A 13,818-nucleotide genomic window follows, 5' to 3' on the forward strand; every position below is an offset into this window, starting at 1 on the left:
CGCGGCGGGTTATGTCACGGCGGTGGTGCCGCCACGGAAGCGGTGGTGCCGCGCCGGTGGTGCCACGGCGACGGCCGGCGCCGGTCAGCTCGGCCGGCCGGGCGGAACCAGACCGGACTGGTAGGCGATGGCCACGAGTTGGGCGCGGTCCCGGGCGTCGAGCTTGGCCATCGCACGGTGGACGTGGGTCCGCACGGTGAACGGGCTGACGAACATCCGCTCGGCGATCTCCTCGTTGGTGAGTCCGGTGGCGGCCATCGCCATGACCTCGCGCTCGCGGGCGGTCAGCACGGCCAGCCGCTCGGAGGCGCCGCCGGCCGCCGGATCGGGCTGGGCGAGGAGCTGGTCGATCACGGCGCGGGTGGCGGCCGGGGAGAGGAGGGCGTCCCCGGCGGCGACGGTGCGGACGGCGGCAAGCAGCTCGGCCGGGTCCGCCCCCTTGCCCAGGAAGCCGCCGGCGCCCGCGCGCAGCGCCTGCGCCACGTACTCGTCGATCTCGAAGGTGGTGAGGATGAGCACCCGGGTGCCGCTCAACTCCTCGTCCGAGCAGATGGCTGCGGTCGCGCCGAGGCCGTCGGAGCCCGGCATCCGGATGTCCATCAGGACGACGTCGGGGCGGGTGGTACGGGCGAGCTCGACGGCCTGGTGGCCGTCGGCGGCCTCCCCCACCACCTCCATGTCCTCCTCGGCGTCGATCAGGACCCGGAAGGCGCCGCGCAGCAGTGCCTGGTCGTCGGCGAGCAGTACCCGGATGGTCATGCGTGGCCCCTGTCGTCTGGAACGGAACGGACGGGTCGAACGGCTCGGACGGACCGGGCGGCTCGAACGGACCGGGCGTCCTGGTCCTCGCCCCCGCCGGCGCACCGCGCGACGCCGTCCCGCAGCGGGCCCCGCCGAACGGCGTCACCGCCGACGCCGCCCTCCCGGGCCGAACCGTCGTCGCGGGCACCGGTGCGCAGCGGGAGTTCGGCGGTGACCAGGAAGCCGCCGTCGGCGCACCGGTCCGCGGTGAGGCGGCCGCCGACGGCGGCGGCCCGCTCGCGCATGCCGATCAGGCCGAAGCCGCTCTCCCCCGGGGCCGCGTGCGGCGGCAGGGTGGGCCGGGTGTGCCCGTCGGCCGGCGGGCGCCCGTTGGCCACGGTGACGGCGACCCGGCTGCCGCGGTACGCCAGGGTGAGCTCCGCGCCGGCGCCCCGGGCGTGCCTGGCCACGTTGGTCAGCGCCTCCTGGACGATCCGGTAGGCGGTGAGGTCGACGCCGGGCGACAGCGCCCGGGCCTCGCCCTCGACGGTGAGCCGGACCGGCAGGCCGGTGCGTTCGAAGGCGCCGATCAGCTCCGGCAGCCGGTCCAGGCCGGGCGCGGGTTCGAGCGGGGCCCGATCCTCGGCGCGGCGCAGCAGGCCGACGGTGGCGCGCAGCTCCTGGAGCGCGGAGCCGGTGGCGTCGGTGATGTGGCTGAGCACCTCGCGGGCCTGGGTGGGGTGGCTGTCCATGAGGTAGACGGCGATGCCGGCCTGGGCGTTGGCGAGGGCGATGTGGTGGGCGACGACGTCGTGCAGGTCGCGGGCGATCCGGATCCGCTCGTCGGCGACCCGGCGGCGGGCCTCCTCCTCGCGGGTGCGCTCGGCGCGTTCGGCGCGCTCCTCGATGGCGGCGAGGTGGGCGCGGCGGTTGCGGATGGAGTCGCCGAGGGCGCCGGGGAGCAGGGCCCAGGCGAGGACGCCGAGCCGCTCGCCGATCGGGCCGACGCCGTCGGCCAGCACGGACAGGCCGGTGAGCAGCGCGGCGGTGGCGATGGAGGCGCGCAGCGCGGTGGCGCGGTCGGTGCGGACCGCGAGGAAGTAGAGGGCGACGAGCAGGGGGGTGGCGAGTCCGGAGGTGAGCCGGGGGCTGGTGAGGGTGAGCGCCATCGTGCAGAGCAGGGTGACGGCGACCACCGCGCGCGGGTGGCGGCGGTGGGCGAACACCGTGACGGCGGAGAGCAGCGCGATGATGCTGGTGAGCGGGCGGAAGCCGGTGTAGTGGCCGGTCTGGTCGACGGTGGCGCCGACGCCGGTCATCAGGATCAGCGTGGCGCCGCCGGCGACGTCGAACAGCCGGGGGTGGTCGCGGCGCAGCCGCTGCCAGGTGTCGCTCATCGTGGTGCTCTCCGGGTCGGGGGTGCCCTGGCGGCACCCTCGCCGGGGTCTGCCAGGTCGTGCCGGGCCGCGCCCGGGTGGGCGGGGCGGGCCGGGTCGAGGGGGGCGGCCGCGGTGGCGCCCCGACAGCAACGGTAACGGTACGGGCTCGAACCGGTGTCCGAGCCGGGGCCCGCCCCCGTGAGGAGGGGCGGGCCCCGGCTGAGGGACCGGAGGGGCCGGCGGGCCGGACGGGTCAGCGGGCCGGAGGGGCCCGCGGATCAGACCGGACCGCCGGGTCGGGCAGGGCGGGACGGGCCCGCCCCACCCGGAGTGCGGCGCTACACGCCGACGGACTCCCGGACCGGGGTCGGCTCCGGGGCCGCCGTCTGCAGCTTGCTGCCCTCGACGTCGACGTCCGGTATCAGCCGGTCAAGCCAGCGCGGCAGCCACCAGGCGTGGCGGCCGAGCAGGGCCAGGACCGCGGGCACGATCGTCATCCGGACCACGAAGGCGTCGAAGGCGACGGCCGCGGCCAGACCCAGGCCCATCATCTTGATCATCGGCTCGCTCATCCCGATGAACCCCGCGAAGACGGCGATCATGATGAAGGCGGCGGCGGTGACCACCCGGGCGTTGTGGCGGAAGCCGGTGACGATGGCCTCGGCGGGCCGCTCGCCGTGGACGAAGCCCTCGCGGATCCGGGTGACCAGGAACACCTCGTAGTCCATGGCGAGGCCGAAGACCACGCCGATCATGAAGATCGGCATCATGCTCATCACCGGCCCGGTCTGCTCGACGCCGATGAGGTCGGCCAGCCACCCCCACTGGAAGACCGCGACGACCGCGCCGAGCGCGGCGGCCACCGAGAGCAGGAACCCGAGCGCCGCCTTCAGCGGGACGAGGACGGAGCGGAAGACCACCAGCAGCAGGATGACGGCGAGGCCGACGACCACCGCGAGGTAGGGCACGAGCGCGTCGGTGAGCTTCTGCGAGACGTCGATGTTCATCGCCGTCGTGCCGCTGACCAGGACCGTCGCGCCGGTGGCCGACCTGAGGCCGTCGGCGTGGCCGCGGATGGCGTGGACCAGGTCCTTCGTCCGGGCCTCGCTGGGACCGGTGGCGGGGACCGCGTTCAGCAGGGCGGTGTCGCCCGCCTTGTTGAACATCGGCGGGGCGACCGAGACCACGCCGGGCAGCGCGGCGACCGTCTTGGCGACCTCGCCCGCAGCGGCCTTCGGGTCGGCGGTGCCCTTGGCGTCGACCAGGACCGTCAGCGGCCCGTTGAAGCCGGGGCCGAAGCCCTCGGAGAGCAGGTCGTAGGCACGGCGCTGGGTGGTGGAGACGGGCTTGGACTCGTCCCCCGGGAGGCCGAGCCGCAGGTCGAGCGCGGGGGCGGCGAGCACGCCGAGGCCGATCACGCCGCCGAGCAGCACGGCGAGCGGGCGGCGCAGCACGAACCGCGCCCACCGGGAGCCGCCGTTCTCGCGCTTCGACTCGACCGCGCCCCGGGCCTTGCGGACCTTGCGGGGCAGCACCCGGCGGCCGATGAAGCCGAGCAGCGCGGGGACCAGGGTGAGCGCGACCAGCACGGCGACGACCACGGTGCCGGCGGCCGCCATGCCCATCTTGGCGAGGATCGGGATGCCCACCACCGAGAGCCCGGCGAGGGCGATGACCACGGTGAGACCGGCGAACACCACCGCGGACCCGGCGGTGCCGACGGCCCGGCCGGCGGCCTCCTGCGGGGTGCGCCCCTCGGCGAGCTCGGCCCGGTAGCGCGAGACGATGAACACCGCGTAGTCGATGCCGACCGCGAGGCCGAGCATCATCGCGAGCGTGCCGGTGGTCGAGGAGAGGCCGAGCATGCTGCCGAACGCGGTGATCAGGGCCATGCCCAGGCCGACGCCGACCACCGCGGTGAGCAGCGGCAGCCCGGCGGCGACCAGCGAACCGAAGGTGATCACCAGGACCACCGCGGACAGCGCCATGCCGATCGCCTCGCTGCTGCCGCCCGCCTCGGGCTTGGCCGTCAGCGCGTTGCCGCCGACCTCGACCTTCAGCCCGGCGTCCCGCCCGTGCTGGGCGGCCTGCTGCAGGGCGTCGGTGGCGCCCGTGGACAGCGTGCCCGCCTTCACCGAGTAGCTCACCGTCGCGTAGGCGGTGGTGCCGTCCTTGGAGACGGCACCGGCCTTGAACGGGCTGACCGTGCCGGTGACCTCCGGGGCGTGGGCGAGCTCGGCGACCGTCCGCTCCACCGCCTGCTGGTTGGACTCGGCGGTGATCTTCTGCCCGGACGGCGCGACGAAGACCAGCCGGGCCGAGGCGCCGTCGGCGTGCCCGCCGGGGAAGCGCTCGTTCATCAGGTCGAAGGCCTGCTGCGCCTCCGTGCCGGGCATCGCGAAGCCGTCGTCGGGCGCGGCGGGCGCCTTGGCCGCCAGGACTCCGCAGACCGCCAGCACGGCGACCCAGAGCAGGGACACCAGCCGGCGCCGGACGAAGGCCCATCGGCCCAGGCGGTACAGGAACGTGGCCACGGAGAGTGGACTCCTTCAGGATGTCGGGCACAGTGCGCGCCGCGGCCGGATCGACGCCTCACGGCGCGGTCCGCCCGCAGCATGACCAATCCTTGATCGCCGGCCCCTCCTCCGTCGTCGTCCCTGCGCAGGCCGTTTGCGTACTGCGGACGCAGTACACCCCTCCCCCGGACGGCGGAGCGCACGGCCTGCGGCGGAAGCAGTCGTACCTACTCCCGGAGGTGTCTCGGGCGGCCCCGCGGGGCCCCGGCGGGCGGGCCGCCGCGGCCCCGGCGTCACCCGTGCGGGCGGCGACGACGGGCCGCGGGCAGCCCGGCGAAGTAGCGTGATGTGCCTGGCCCGGACCGATCTGCCCCGGTCCGGAGCGACCCGTCCCGATCGGTGCTGACCCCAGCCCGCCGCCGGAGGTGCCCATGGGCGTTCCAGCCGCCCGCATCGTGTTCGACGAGAGCGACCGCGCGGCCGTCGCGGACGCGGTGACGGAGATGCTCGCCACCGGCGCCCTCACCCTCGGCCCGTGGACCGAACGCTTCGAACAGGCCTTCGCCGCCGAGCACGGCGCCTCGCACGCCGTCGCGGTGAGCAGCGGCACCGCCGCGCTGGAGGTGATCCTGCGCAGCGTCGACGTGCGGGGCCGCGACGTCGTCGTCCCCGCCGTCACCTTCTACGCGACGGCCGGCGCCGTGCTGCACGCGGGCGGACGCCCGGTGATCGCCGACGTCGACCCGGCCACCCTCGCCCTCTCCCCCGCGACGCTGTCCGCGGCGCTCACCCCGGACACCGCCGCCGTCGTGCTGGTGCACATCGGCGGGCTGGTCACCCCGGAGGTCGGCGCGCTGCGCGCGCTCTGCGACCGGCACGGGATCCCGCTGGTGGAGGACGCCGCGCACGCGCACGGCAGCAGCCACGACGGGCGCGCCGCCGGGACCTTCGGTCTGGCCGGGGCCTTCTCCTTCTACCCGACCAAGGTCACCACCAGCGGCGAGGGCGGAATGGTCCTCACCGAGTCGCCGGAGCTGCGCGACGAGGCCCGCACCTACCGTGACCAGGGCAAGGGATCCTTCACCACGAACCACCACGTACGGCTCGGCTACTCCTGGCGGATGAGCGAGCTGCACGCCGCCGTCGGCGCCGTCCACCTGCGCCGGCTCAAGGAGTTCATCGAGACCCGCCGGGCCGTCGCCCGCCGCTACGACGAGGCGCTGGCCGGGCTGGACGGCCTGGAGCCGGTGCTCGAACCGCCCGGCTCCCGCGGCAACTACTACAAGTACGTGGCGCTGCTGCCCGCCGGGGTGGACCGCGCGGCCTTCAAGCGGGCGGTCTCCGAGGAGTACGGGGTGCGGCTGTCCGGCGAGGTGTACGACCTGCCGCTGCACCTGCAGCCCGTGCTCGCCCCCTACCGGCGCGAGGCGCTGCCCGTCGCCGAGGACGTCTGCGCGCGGCAGGTCTGCCTGCCGGTGCACTCCGACATGACCGGGGACGAGACCGAGCAGGTCATCGAGGCCGTCTCGGCGGTCCACCGGCGGCTCGCCGGGTGACCGGACCGCCCGCGGCCCGACCGCCCGGGACCGAAGGGACCGCCGAGGCCACCGGGACCGCCCGGGCCGCCCGGCTCGCCGGACAGGCCCACCGGACGGGACCGCCCGGACCTCCGACCAGGCCGACCACCCTTCGACCACGCAGAGACCACGCACCGACAAGGGCTCGACAAGGAGAGAGATCGTGCGCATAGCCGTCACCGGGGGATGCGGATTCATCGGCTCACACGTCGTGGACCACCTGATCGCGGCGGGCCACGAGGTCCTCGCGGTCGACACCACCGACAAGTACCTCAACCCCGACGCCGAACACGCCAGGATCGACGTCCTCGACCTCCCGGCCCTCACCGCCGCCCTGGCCGGCAGCGAAGTGGTCTACCACCTCGCCGCGATGGCCGACGTGGAACAGGTCTCCGCCGACCCGGTGCGCGCCGTGCGCACCAACATCGACGGCACCGAGACCGTCCTGGAGGCCGCCCGGCGCAGCGGGCTCAGCCGCACCGTCCTGGCGAGCACCGTGTGGGTCTACGGCGCCGCCCTCACCGACGAGCAACTCGACGGCGGGGAACAGGAGCTGGACGAGCACGTGCCGATCGAGCTGGAGCACAGCGGGCACCTCTACGTGGCCACCAAGCTCGCCGCCGAGATGCTCGTGCACAGCTACCGCGAGCTCTACGGGCAGCACTTCACCATCCTGCGCTACGGCATCCCGTACGGGCCCCGGATGCGCGACGAGCTGGTCGTCGCCCGGTTCGTCCAGGCGGCGCTGACCGGACGGCCGATCACCATCGCCGGGGACGGCCGGCAGAGCCGCAACTTCGTCTACGTCGAGGACCTGGCCGACGCCCACGTCCGGGCCCTCTCGCTCGCCGCCGAGGACCAGACCTTCGCCCTGGAGGGCTCGACGGCCGTCTCGGTGCGCGACATCGCCGACACCGTCGACGAGCTGCTCGGGCCCGTCAGCATCGAGCACATCGACGGCCGCAAGGCCGACTACGCCGGGCGGCGGATCTCCTCCGCCCAGGCCAAGCGGCTGCTTGGCTGGTCCCCGCGGACCAACTTCGCCGAGGGCGTGCGGCGGTACGCGGACTGGTACCGGGCCACCGCCGCCACCCCCACCGCCTCCTGACCGGAGCCGTCCGTGCCGCACGCGCTGCTGGTCTCCGGCTCCCTCGGCCAGGGCCACGACGTGATGGCCCGGGCCTGCGCCGACACCCTGCGGGCCCGGGGCTGGACCACCTGCACCGTGGACGCGATGGCCCTGCTCGGCCAGCGCTCGGGTGCCGCCGGGGAGGCCGTGTTCCGGCGGCTGCTCGACCTCCCCGGCGTGTACGACGCCTTCCACTTCTCGGCGCTGCGCCCGGGCGCCCGGATCGCGCTGCTCGCCGACGCCGCCGCCCGCGCCCGGCTGCTCCCGGCCCTGCGGGAGCTGGTCGCGGCGCAGCGGCCGCAGCTGGTGGTGTCCGTCTTCGCCACCGCCACCTCGGCCGTCAACCGGCTGCCGGAGCGCGGCTTCCGGCACTTCGTGTTCTGCACCGACGTGACGCCGCACCGGCTCTGGGTGCAGGAGGGCACCGACCTCTTCCTGGTCACCTCCGAGGTCGCCGCCTGCGCCGTCCGCCGCTACCGGCCGGACGCCGCCGTCTCCGTGCTGCCCGCGCCGCTGCGGGAGCCGTTCTACCGGCCGCCCGCACGTGCCGCGGCCCGCGCCGAACTGGGCGTCCCGGCGCACGGGCCGTGCGTGCTGCTGATGTCCGGCTCCTGGGGCCTCGGGCCGCTCGCCCGCACCGCCGCCTCGCTCGCCGCGGCCGGCCCGCACGTGCTCGCCGTCGCCGGCCGCAACCGGGAACTGGAGGACCGGCTGCGGGCGGCCGCCCGCCGGGAGCCGCGGCTGCGCCCCTTCGGGTACACCGACCGGATCCCGGCCCTGATGGCCGCCGCCGACCTCGTCGTCACCAGCTCCGGCGACACCTGCAGCGAGGCCCGCGCGCTCGGCCGGCGGCTGCTGCTGCTCGACGTCGTCCAGGGGCACGGGCGGGACAACCTGCAGCACGAACTGGAGCTCGGGCACGCCGACGTCGTCACCGCCCGGCCCGCCGACGTGGTCCGCAACGCGCTCGCCGCCCTCGACCGCCCGGAGCCGCCCCCCTCGCCCGGCGCCAGCCCGGACGGCTGGAACCGGGGCTTCGCGGCCGCGCTCGAACGGGTCGGGCTCGACTGAGGGAGCGCCGGTACGCCGTCGGGTCACGCGAGTCGAGGGCGCCGGCTCCGGACCGGGTGAACCGGACCCGGCCGTTCAGGGCAGCGGGATGCCGTGGTCGCGCAGCGGGCCGAGGGTGAGCCCGTGCTCGCGGCAGTGGGCCGCGATCAGCGGGAGCGCGTCGAGCGTCGCGCGCCAGGAACCCGGGGCGGAGGTGCAGTCGGAGTCGTGCAGGAGGAGGGTGGCGCCGGCGGTGAGGCCGGGGCGGGCGGTCTCGAGGACGGTGCGCCCGGTGGCCTCCGCCGTCCAGTCCCGGCCCCACGCCGTCCAGAGCACACTGCGCAGGCCCAGGCGGCGCGCGGCCAGCGCGGGCCCGGCGGTCAGCACCCCGTACGGCGGGCGGTACCAGAGCGGGCGGGCCCCGCACAGGTCGGTCACCGCCGCCCCGGCGCGGCGCAGTTCGCGCAGGTCACGGGCCGGGGCCGGGTACCACTGAGAGCGGTGGAACCAGCCGTGCACGGCCACCTCGTGACCGCGCGCCACCAGCTCCGCGCCGAGGGCGGGGGCGCGTTCCAGCATCGAGCCGAGCAGGAAGAAGGTGGCCCGCACCCGGCCGGGCCCGGCCAGGGCGTCCAGCGCGTCCAGGACGTAGGGAGTGCTGCGCGGGTCCGGGCCGTCGTCGAAGGTCAGTGCGACGTGGCCCGGGGCGGTGCCGTGGCCGGCGGTGCGGCGGGCCAGCGTGCGGCGCAGCACCGGCAGGCGGACCGCGGCCGGGGCCAGGTGCAGGAACTCGGCCGCCGCGGCGGCGGCGAGCACCCTGGTCGCCGTGCTCACCCGGAGCTCACCCGAAGCGGGAGGCCATGCGCCGGAACACGCCCGGCGCCACGCCGTGGATCCGGGCCGGGAACCCGAGCCAGTGCGGCACGTACAGGCGGTCGCGCTCGGTGGTGATGGTCGCGACGACGGTGGCCGCGACCCGCTCCGCCGGGACGGGCCGCGGGCGCTCCCGCTGGTAGGGCGTGCCGCGCCGGTCGAAGAACGGCGTGTCCACCGCTCCCGGCAGCACCAGCCGCACTCCGACGCCGGTGCCGCGCAGCTCGTACCAGAGGCTCTCCGCGAACATCGCCAGCCCGCCCTTGGTCGCCGAGTAGCCCGACTCGTCGCGCACGCCCACCTGGCCGGCGATCGAGCCGAGCAGCACGATCCGGCCGTGGCGGCGCTCCAGCATGCCCGGCAGGAGGAGGCGGACCAGCCGCAGCGGAGCGGCGAGGTTGACCTCGATCATCCGGTCCAGGGTGTCCGACGGGGTGTCGGCGAAGGCGCCGCGCCACCCCAGGCCGGCGCTGGCCACCAGCGCGTCCACCCGCCCGGTCTCGGCGACGGCGGCCTCGGCGAGGCGGGCGGGGCCGTCCGGCTTGCTGAGGTCCTCGGGCAGGGCGACACCGCCGGTGCGGGCGGCGAGCTCCTCGAGGCGGGTGCGGTCGGTGCCGGAGAGCAGGGTGTGCCAGCCGGCGTCGGCCAGCCGGACGGCGGTGGCCCGGCCGATGCCGGAGGACGCCCCGGTGACGAGGGCGACGGGGCGCTCGGCGGGCCCGGAGCTCCGGGGGCCGGGTCGGAGGTCGTCCCGGTCTTCGTCCGCCATCGCGCACCTGCCGATCCATGGGCGTCTCGCCGTCCGATTTGTCCGGCAAGTCACCTTCGCACGGCGGCGCCGTCCGGGCTACCGGGGCGGAACGGCCCGCCTTGCCCGCCGGTCCCCGTCCGGCCGCGGACCGCCGTCGTCGTCCGCGTCCCCGTCCGGCTCCGGACCGCCGGCCGCCTCCGGGCCTCCGTCCGCGCCCGTCCCCGTGCCGGCATCCGTGCGGCCACCGGCGTCACGGGCCGCGCCGGCGAACGCCTCAGCCGACTCGCCCTCCAGCTCGCCGAAGCGGGACAGCAGGAAGGTGCCGCCGACGGCCACCGCGAAGCCCGTCAGCGCGCACCACTCGAATCCGGGGCGCGCCGCGTCCCCGAGCGCCGCCACGCCGACCAGCGCGGGCCCGAAGGTCTCGGCGACCGTGCCCGCGGCGGTCGCGGCCGTCACCGTGCCGCGCTGCAGCGCGAGCGCGTACGCGAGGTAGCCGCCGAGGCCGCCGACGGCCAGTGCGTACGCCGCCGGATCGGTGAGCACCCCGACCGCACCGGAGGTGTCCAGCACCCGCACGGCCAGGCTCGTCACCCCGAAGCCCACCCCGGCCAGCAGCCCGAGACCGGCCGCGGCCGCGTTGCCCTCCCGACGCACCAGCACGAGGGTGAGCAGGAGCATCACGGCGGTCGTCGCGAGCAGCGCCCAGTGGAACGCAGCCGGGGCGTACTCCCGCCCCTCCCGGCCGGAGCCGAGCGCGAGCAGGCTCAGACCGACGACCACGCCGAGGATCCCGGCCGCGTCGCCCCGGCGCAGCCGGGCGCCCAGCAGCCAGACGGCGGCGAGCGCCGTCACCGCCAGGCTGGCGTTGGTGACGGCCTGCACCAGGAAGAGCGGCAGGCTGCGCAGCGCCACGATGCTCAGCAGGAAGCCCACGATGTCCAGCGCCGTCCCCACCAGGAACTGCCAGGACCGCACCAGCGCGGCCAGCAGCCCGGCCCGCACGCGGTCCGCCCGCGGCGCGGAGCGCGCCCCGCGGGCCTGGAACACGGCCCCGAGGCCGAAGCAGACGGTCGCGACCAGCGCGGTGGTGAGTCCGAGCAGCATGCCTCTCCCAGCCTCGCCGGCGGCATCGGTCCACCACCAGTCTGGGCCCGCGGGGGCACCGCCGCACGGGCCCGCCCGGCGGGCCGCGGGGCGGCGCGCGCAGCCGGCCGCGGGGAGGCGGGGGCGGGCCGGCCGCGGGGAGGCACCGGAGTCAGGGCCGGAGAGCCACCGCGGCGTAGGCGCAGGCCTCGGCGGCGCTGACGGGCGGGTCGGCGGGGGTGGGCCGCCAGTGCGGGGTGGGGACGGCGCCGGGGGCGATCAGGGTCCAGCCGTCGAAGAACCGGGTGAACTCGGGCAGGGTGCGGGCCTGGGCCGCGGTGCCGGCGGACTCGTAGATGCGCACCAGCCGGCCGATCTCCTCCGGGGCGAACTCGGGGGTGACGTGGGTCATCACCAGGGCGCTGCCGGGGGCGAGCGCCGACTTGAGGTGCTCGACGATGCCGTAGGCGCCGCGCGCGTCGGGGACGAAGTGCAGGAGGGCGTTGAGGGAGAGCGCGACCGGACGGTCGAGGTCGATGGTGTCGCGCACGCCGGGCGAGGCGAGCACGTCGGCCGGGTCGGTGACGTCGGCCTCGACGTAGGCGGTGCGCCCCTCGGGGGTGCCGGTGAGCAGGGCCTGGGCGTGCGAGAGCACGATCGGGTCGTTGTCGGCGTAGACGACGCGGGCGCGCGGCTGGACGCGCTGGGCGACCTCGTGGAGGTTGGGCGAGGTGGGGATGCCGGTGCCGATGTCGAGGAACTGGTCGATGCCGGCCTGGGCGAGGGCGCGGGTGGAGCGGTGGACGAAGGCCCGGTTGGCGCGGGCGGCGGCGCGCAGCCAGGGCGCGACGGCGAGGGCGTGGCCGGCGGCCTCGCGGTCGGCGGCGAAGTTGGTGAAGCCACCGAGGTAGTAGTCGTACATCCGGGCCGAGTGCGGCACGTTCAGTCGCAGGTCGACTCCGTCGTAGAGGCTCATCGCGTTCCCCCCTTGGGCCGGTGCGGGCACCTGACGATTGCTGCCCACCGTATCGAAGGGCCAATCCCGCGCCGCGCCGCTCAACTGGTCACCAGATACCACGAGATGACAATCTGTATTCGGATTGCAGCCTGGAGTGACAGGCCTGGTGGAATGAGGATGGGCACGGACAGCCCGACCCTCGAGTGGCCCGGCGGGCAGCCGTCGGCCACGGAAAGCAGGCTCGATGACGATCGACAGGGGTGCGCCCGTGCGCGGGTACCGGGGAGCCGCCACGGTGGAGCGCACCGGCACGGCCGGGCCGGACCGGGGGGCCGGCACCGACCTCGGCCAGCGCTTCGACCTCACCTACGCGGCGTTCTGCGAGACGCACGAACCCGCCTGGCACGCCCTCGCGTTGACCCGGATAGGCAGCCGGACCGACGCCGAACTGCTGGTCGACGCCGTCAAGGCGGACCTGGCCCGCTGCTGGCCGCAGGTCCTGCGCTTCGAGGAACCGGCCGCGTACGCCTGGCGGCTGGCCAACCGGCACGTGGCGGACTGGGTGGCCGCCGAGGAGCCGGTGGCGGTCGAGGCGGTCACCTTCGCGGCGGTGATCGGCGCGTTCAAGCAGGTCGCGAACGGACTGCTGCACAGCGAGGCGGACGAGGTGCGGCTGTACGCGGCGATCCTCGAACTGCCCGACCGCCAGCGGGACGTGGTCATCCTGCGCTACCTGCTCGGCTTGCACGTCAAGGTGATCGCCGCGTACCTGGGACGGCCGGTGGCGACGGTGCACTCGAACCTGCGGCACGCCCGCGAGCGGCTCGCCCGGCGGCTCGGGGTGGGCGAACTCCCGGACCACGCGGGGGACCTGTGACCCGCCGCCCGACCACCGGCCGGCCCGACGGGAGGCTCGGCGACGACCCGGCGGAACCGGCCTACCCGGCGGAACCGGCCCACCGGACAGACCCGGCCGATGGAGCGGAACCGTCCGACGGGACCGAACCGTCCGACGGGGCGCAGGCAGCGGACGGGCCCCGTCCCGCCGACCGCGTGTGCACCGGGGACGGGGCGTGCCCCAACGCCGGGGGGCGCACCCCGCTCCACGTGCCCCGGCCCGAGCGGGCCCACGCCGAGCGGATCGCCGCGGTGCGTCAGGCCCGGCTCACCGCCGCGCCCGCACACCTGCCCTCGGAGCACGAGCAGGCCGCCTTCGAACTGGGTCTGGTGGTGGCCCTGGTGCTGGGTGCGCCGGACGCCTCCCGAGGGCTCGACCTGCTCGTCAACGCACGGCGGATCCAGCCCGAGGGGGCGGAGGTGTTCGCCGCGCTGCTCTACGCCACCGGCCGCGAGGAGGGCGCGGAGTTCTGGTGGCGCTTCGCTGCCGGATCCGGCAGCGGGACGGCCGCGTACTGCCTGCACCTGCACCACCTGATGCTCGGCGAGACCGACGACGCGGACTACTGGCGGGCCTGGTCCGACCAGCTCGCGCGAACCGAACGCCCGCCCGGGCCTGGCGCGTTGCGGATGAGCCGGCCGCTGCTGCCGGACGACGTCCGGCGCGACATCCTCTCCCGGGTGCACCGTGGTCTGGCACCGCAGCTGCCACCGCGGTTGGTCGCGGTGATCGACCGGCTGCCGGTGCGGGGCGACCCGGACGAGGAGGAGGTGCCGAGCCCGTGGGGGCTCACCTCCGGCGCCACGTCCGCGTGTTCGTGGCAGCTGGGGTGGGAGGGCGTCGACGACCCGTTGGAGTGA

General features: G+C 75.9%; 12 protein-coding genes. 5 read left to right on the forward strand and 7 right to left on the reverse strand.

Annotation, left to right across the window (positions count from 1 at the left end):
- Positions 1–84 precede the first annotated feature (84 nt).
- The 3 genes from ACIA8Q_RS01810 to ACIA8Q_RS01820 all read right to left on the reverse strand — a co-directional run bounded on the left by ACIA8Q_RS01810 (position 85) and on the right by ACIA8Q_RS01820 (position 4,654).
- The gene (locus tag ACIA8Q_RS01810) at positions 85–759 is read right to left on the reverse strand and encodes a response regulator transcription factor (RefSeq protein WP_360206511.1); all 675 of its coding nucleotides are present in this window, start codon (positions 757–759) and stop codon (positions 85–87) included.
- Positions 756–2,138, reverse strand: a complete 1,383-nt coding sequence (locus ACIA8Q_RS01815; protein ID WP_396316596.1) for a sensor histidine kinase — start codon at positions 2,136–2,138, stop codon at positions 756–758. The genes ACIA8Q_RS01810 and ACIA8Q_RS01815 overlap by 4 nt, the downstream gene beginning before the upstream one ends.
- Positions 2,139–2,458: 320 nt before the next feature.
- Complete coding sequence (locus ACIA8Q_RS01820; RefSeq protein ID WP_387900144.1) at positions 2,459–4,654, reverse strand: MMPL family transporter; 2,196 nt, start codon at positions 4,652–4,654, stop codon at positions 2,459–2,461.
- A 413-nt stretch (positions 4,655–5,067) separates the two neighbouring features.
- On the opposite strand from ACIA8Q_RS01820, the gene ACIA8Q_RS01825 reads away from it, so the two are divergent.
- The 3 genes from ACIA8Q_RS01825 to ACIA8Q_RS01835 all read left to right on the forward strand — a co-directional run bounded on the left by ACIA8Q_RS01825 (position 5,068) and on the right by ACIA8Q_RS01835 (position 8,413).
- Positions 5,068–6,192 carry a DegT/DnrJ/EryC1/StrS family aminotransferase gene (locus tag ACIA8Q_RS01825; protein WP_360206520.1) on the forward strand — a complete coding sequence of 375 codons (1,125 nt, stop codon included), beginning with the start codon at positions 5,068–5,070 and terminating at the stop codon, positions 6,190–6,192.
- A 184-nt stretch (positions 6,193–6,376) separates the two neighbouring features.
- Positions 6,377–7,321: an NAD-dependent epimerase/dehydratase family protein gene (locus tag ACIA8Q_RS01830; RefSeq protein WP_360206523.1), complete on the forward strand. Its 945-nt coding sequence runs from the start codon at positions 6,377–6,379 to the stop codon at positions 7,319–7,321.
- A 12-nt stretch (positions 7,322–7,333) separates the two neighbouring features.
- Entirely contained in the window at positions 7,334–8,413 is a 1,080-nt protein-coding gene (locus ACIA8Q_RS01835) for a hypothetical protein (protein WP_396316597.1), read from the forward strand.
- Positions 8,414–8,488: 75 nt separating this feature from the next.
- On the opposite strand, the gene ACIA8Q_RS01840 is transcribed toward ACIA8Q_RS01835, so the two are convergent.
- The 4 genes from ACIA8Q_RS01840 to ACIA8Q_RS01855 form a co-directional block, all read right to left on the reverse strand.
- On the reverse strand, positions 8,489–9,226 hold the full coding sequence (locus ACIA8Q_RS01840; protein ID WP_360206527.1) for a polysaccharide deacetylase family protein: 738 nt from the start codon (positions 9,224–9,226) through the stop codon (positions 8,489–8,491).
- Positions 9,227–9,233: 7 nt separating this feature from the next.
- Positions 9,234–10,034, reverse strand: coding sequence for an SDR family NAD(P)-dependent oxidoreductase (locus ACIA8Q_RS01845; RefSeq protein WP_360206530.1), 801 nt, complete (start codon positions 10,032–10,034; stop codon positions 9,234–9,236).
- Positions 10,035–10,112: 78 nt separating this feature from the next.
- Entirely contained in the window at positions 10,113–11,123 is a 1,011-nt protein-coding gene (locus ACIA8Q_RS01850) for a hypothetical protein (protein WP_360206532.1), read from the reverse strand.
- A 151-nt stretch (positions 11,124–11,274) separates the two neighbouring features.
- A complete protein-coding gene (locus ACIA8Q_RS01855) occupies positions 11,275–12,078 on the reverse strand; it encodes an SAM-dependent methyltransferase (protein ID WP_360206535.1) in 804 nt (267 codons plus the stop codon).
- Positions 12,079–12,304: 226 nt separating this feature from the next.
- On the opposite strand from ACIA8Q_RS01855, the gene ACIA8Q_RS01860 reads away from it, so the two are divergent.
- Together ACIA8Q_RS01860 and ACIA8Q_RS01865 are read left to right on the forward strand one after the other, a co-directional pair.
- The gene (locus ACIA8Q_RS01860; RefSeq protein WP_360206538.1) at positions 12,305–12,937 is read left to right on the forward strand and encodes a sigma-70 family RNA polymerase sigma factor; all 633 of its coding nucleotides are present in this window, start codon (positions 12,305–12,307) and stop codon (positions 12,935–12,937) included.
- A 230-nt stretch (positions 12,938–13,167) separates the two neighbouring features.
- Positions 13,168–13,818 (forward strand): hypothetical protein, encoded by a 651-nt coding sequence (locus tag ACIA8Q_RS01865; protein ID WP_360206540.1) that lies wholly within the window; start codon positions 13,168–13,170, stop codon positions 13,816–13,818.

The sequence above is a fragment of the Kitasatospora sp. NPDC051705 genome (genome assembly GCF_044453265.1).
Classification (GTDB): Bacteria; Actinomycetota; Actinomycetes; order Streptomycetales; family Streptomycetaceae; genus Kitasatospora.

Coding starts and splice junctions, on each gene's coding strand:
- ACIA8Q_RS01825 (WP_360206520.1), top strand. CDS start 5,068: ATGGGCGTTCCAGCCGCCCGCATCGTGTTCGACGAGAGCGACCGCGCG.
- ACIA8Q_RS01810 (WP_360206511.1), bottom strand. CDS start 759: ATGACCATCCGGGTACTGCTCGCCGACGACCAGGCACTGCTGCGCGGC.
- ACIA8Q_RS01855 (WP_360206535.1), bottom strand. CDS start 12,078: ATGAGCCTCTACGACGGAGTCGACCTGCGACTGAACGTGCCGCACTCG.
- ACIA8Q_RS01815 (WP_396316596.1), bottom strand. CDS start 2,138: ATGAGCGACACCTGGCAGCGGCTGCGCCGCGACCACCCCCGGCTGTTC.
- ACIA8Q_RS01845 (WP_360206530.1), bottom strand. CDS start 10,034: ATGGCGGACGAAGACCGGGACGACCTCCGACCCGGCCCCCGGAGCTCC.
- ACIA8Q_RS01860 (WP_360206538.1), top strand. CDS start 12,305: ATGACGATCGACAGGGGTGCGCCCGTGCGCGGGTACCGGGGAGCCGCC.
- ACIA8Q_RS01850 (WP_360206532.1), bottom strand. CDS start 11,123: ATGCTGCTCGGACTCACCACCGCGCTGGTCGCGACCGTCTGCTTCGGC.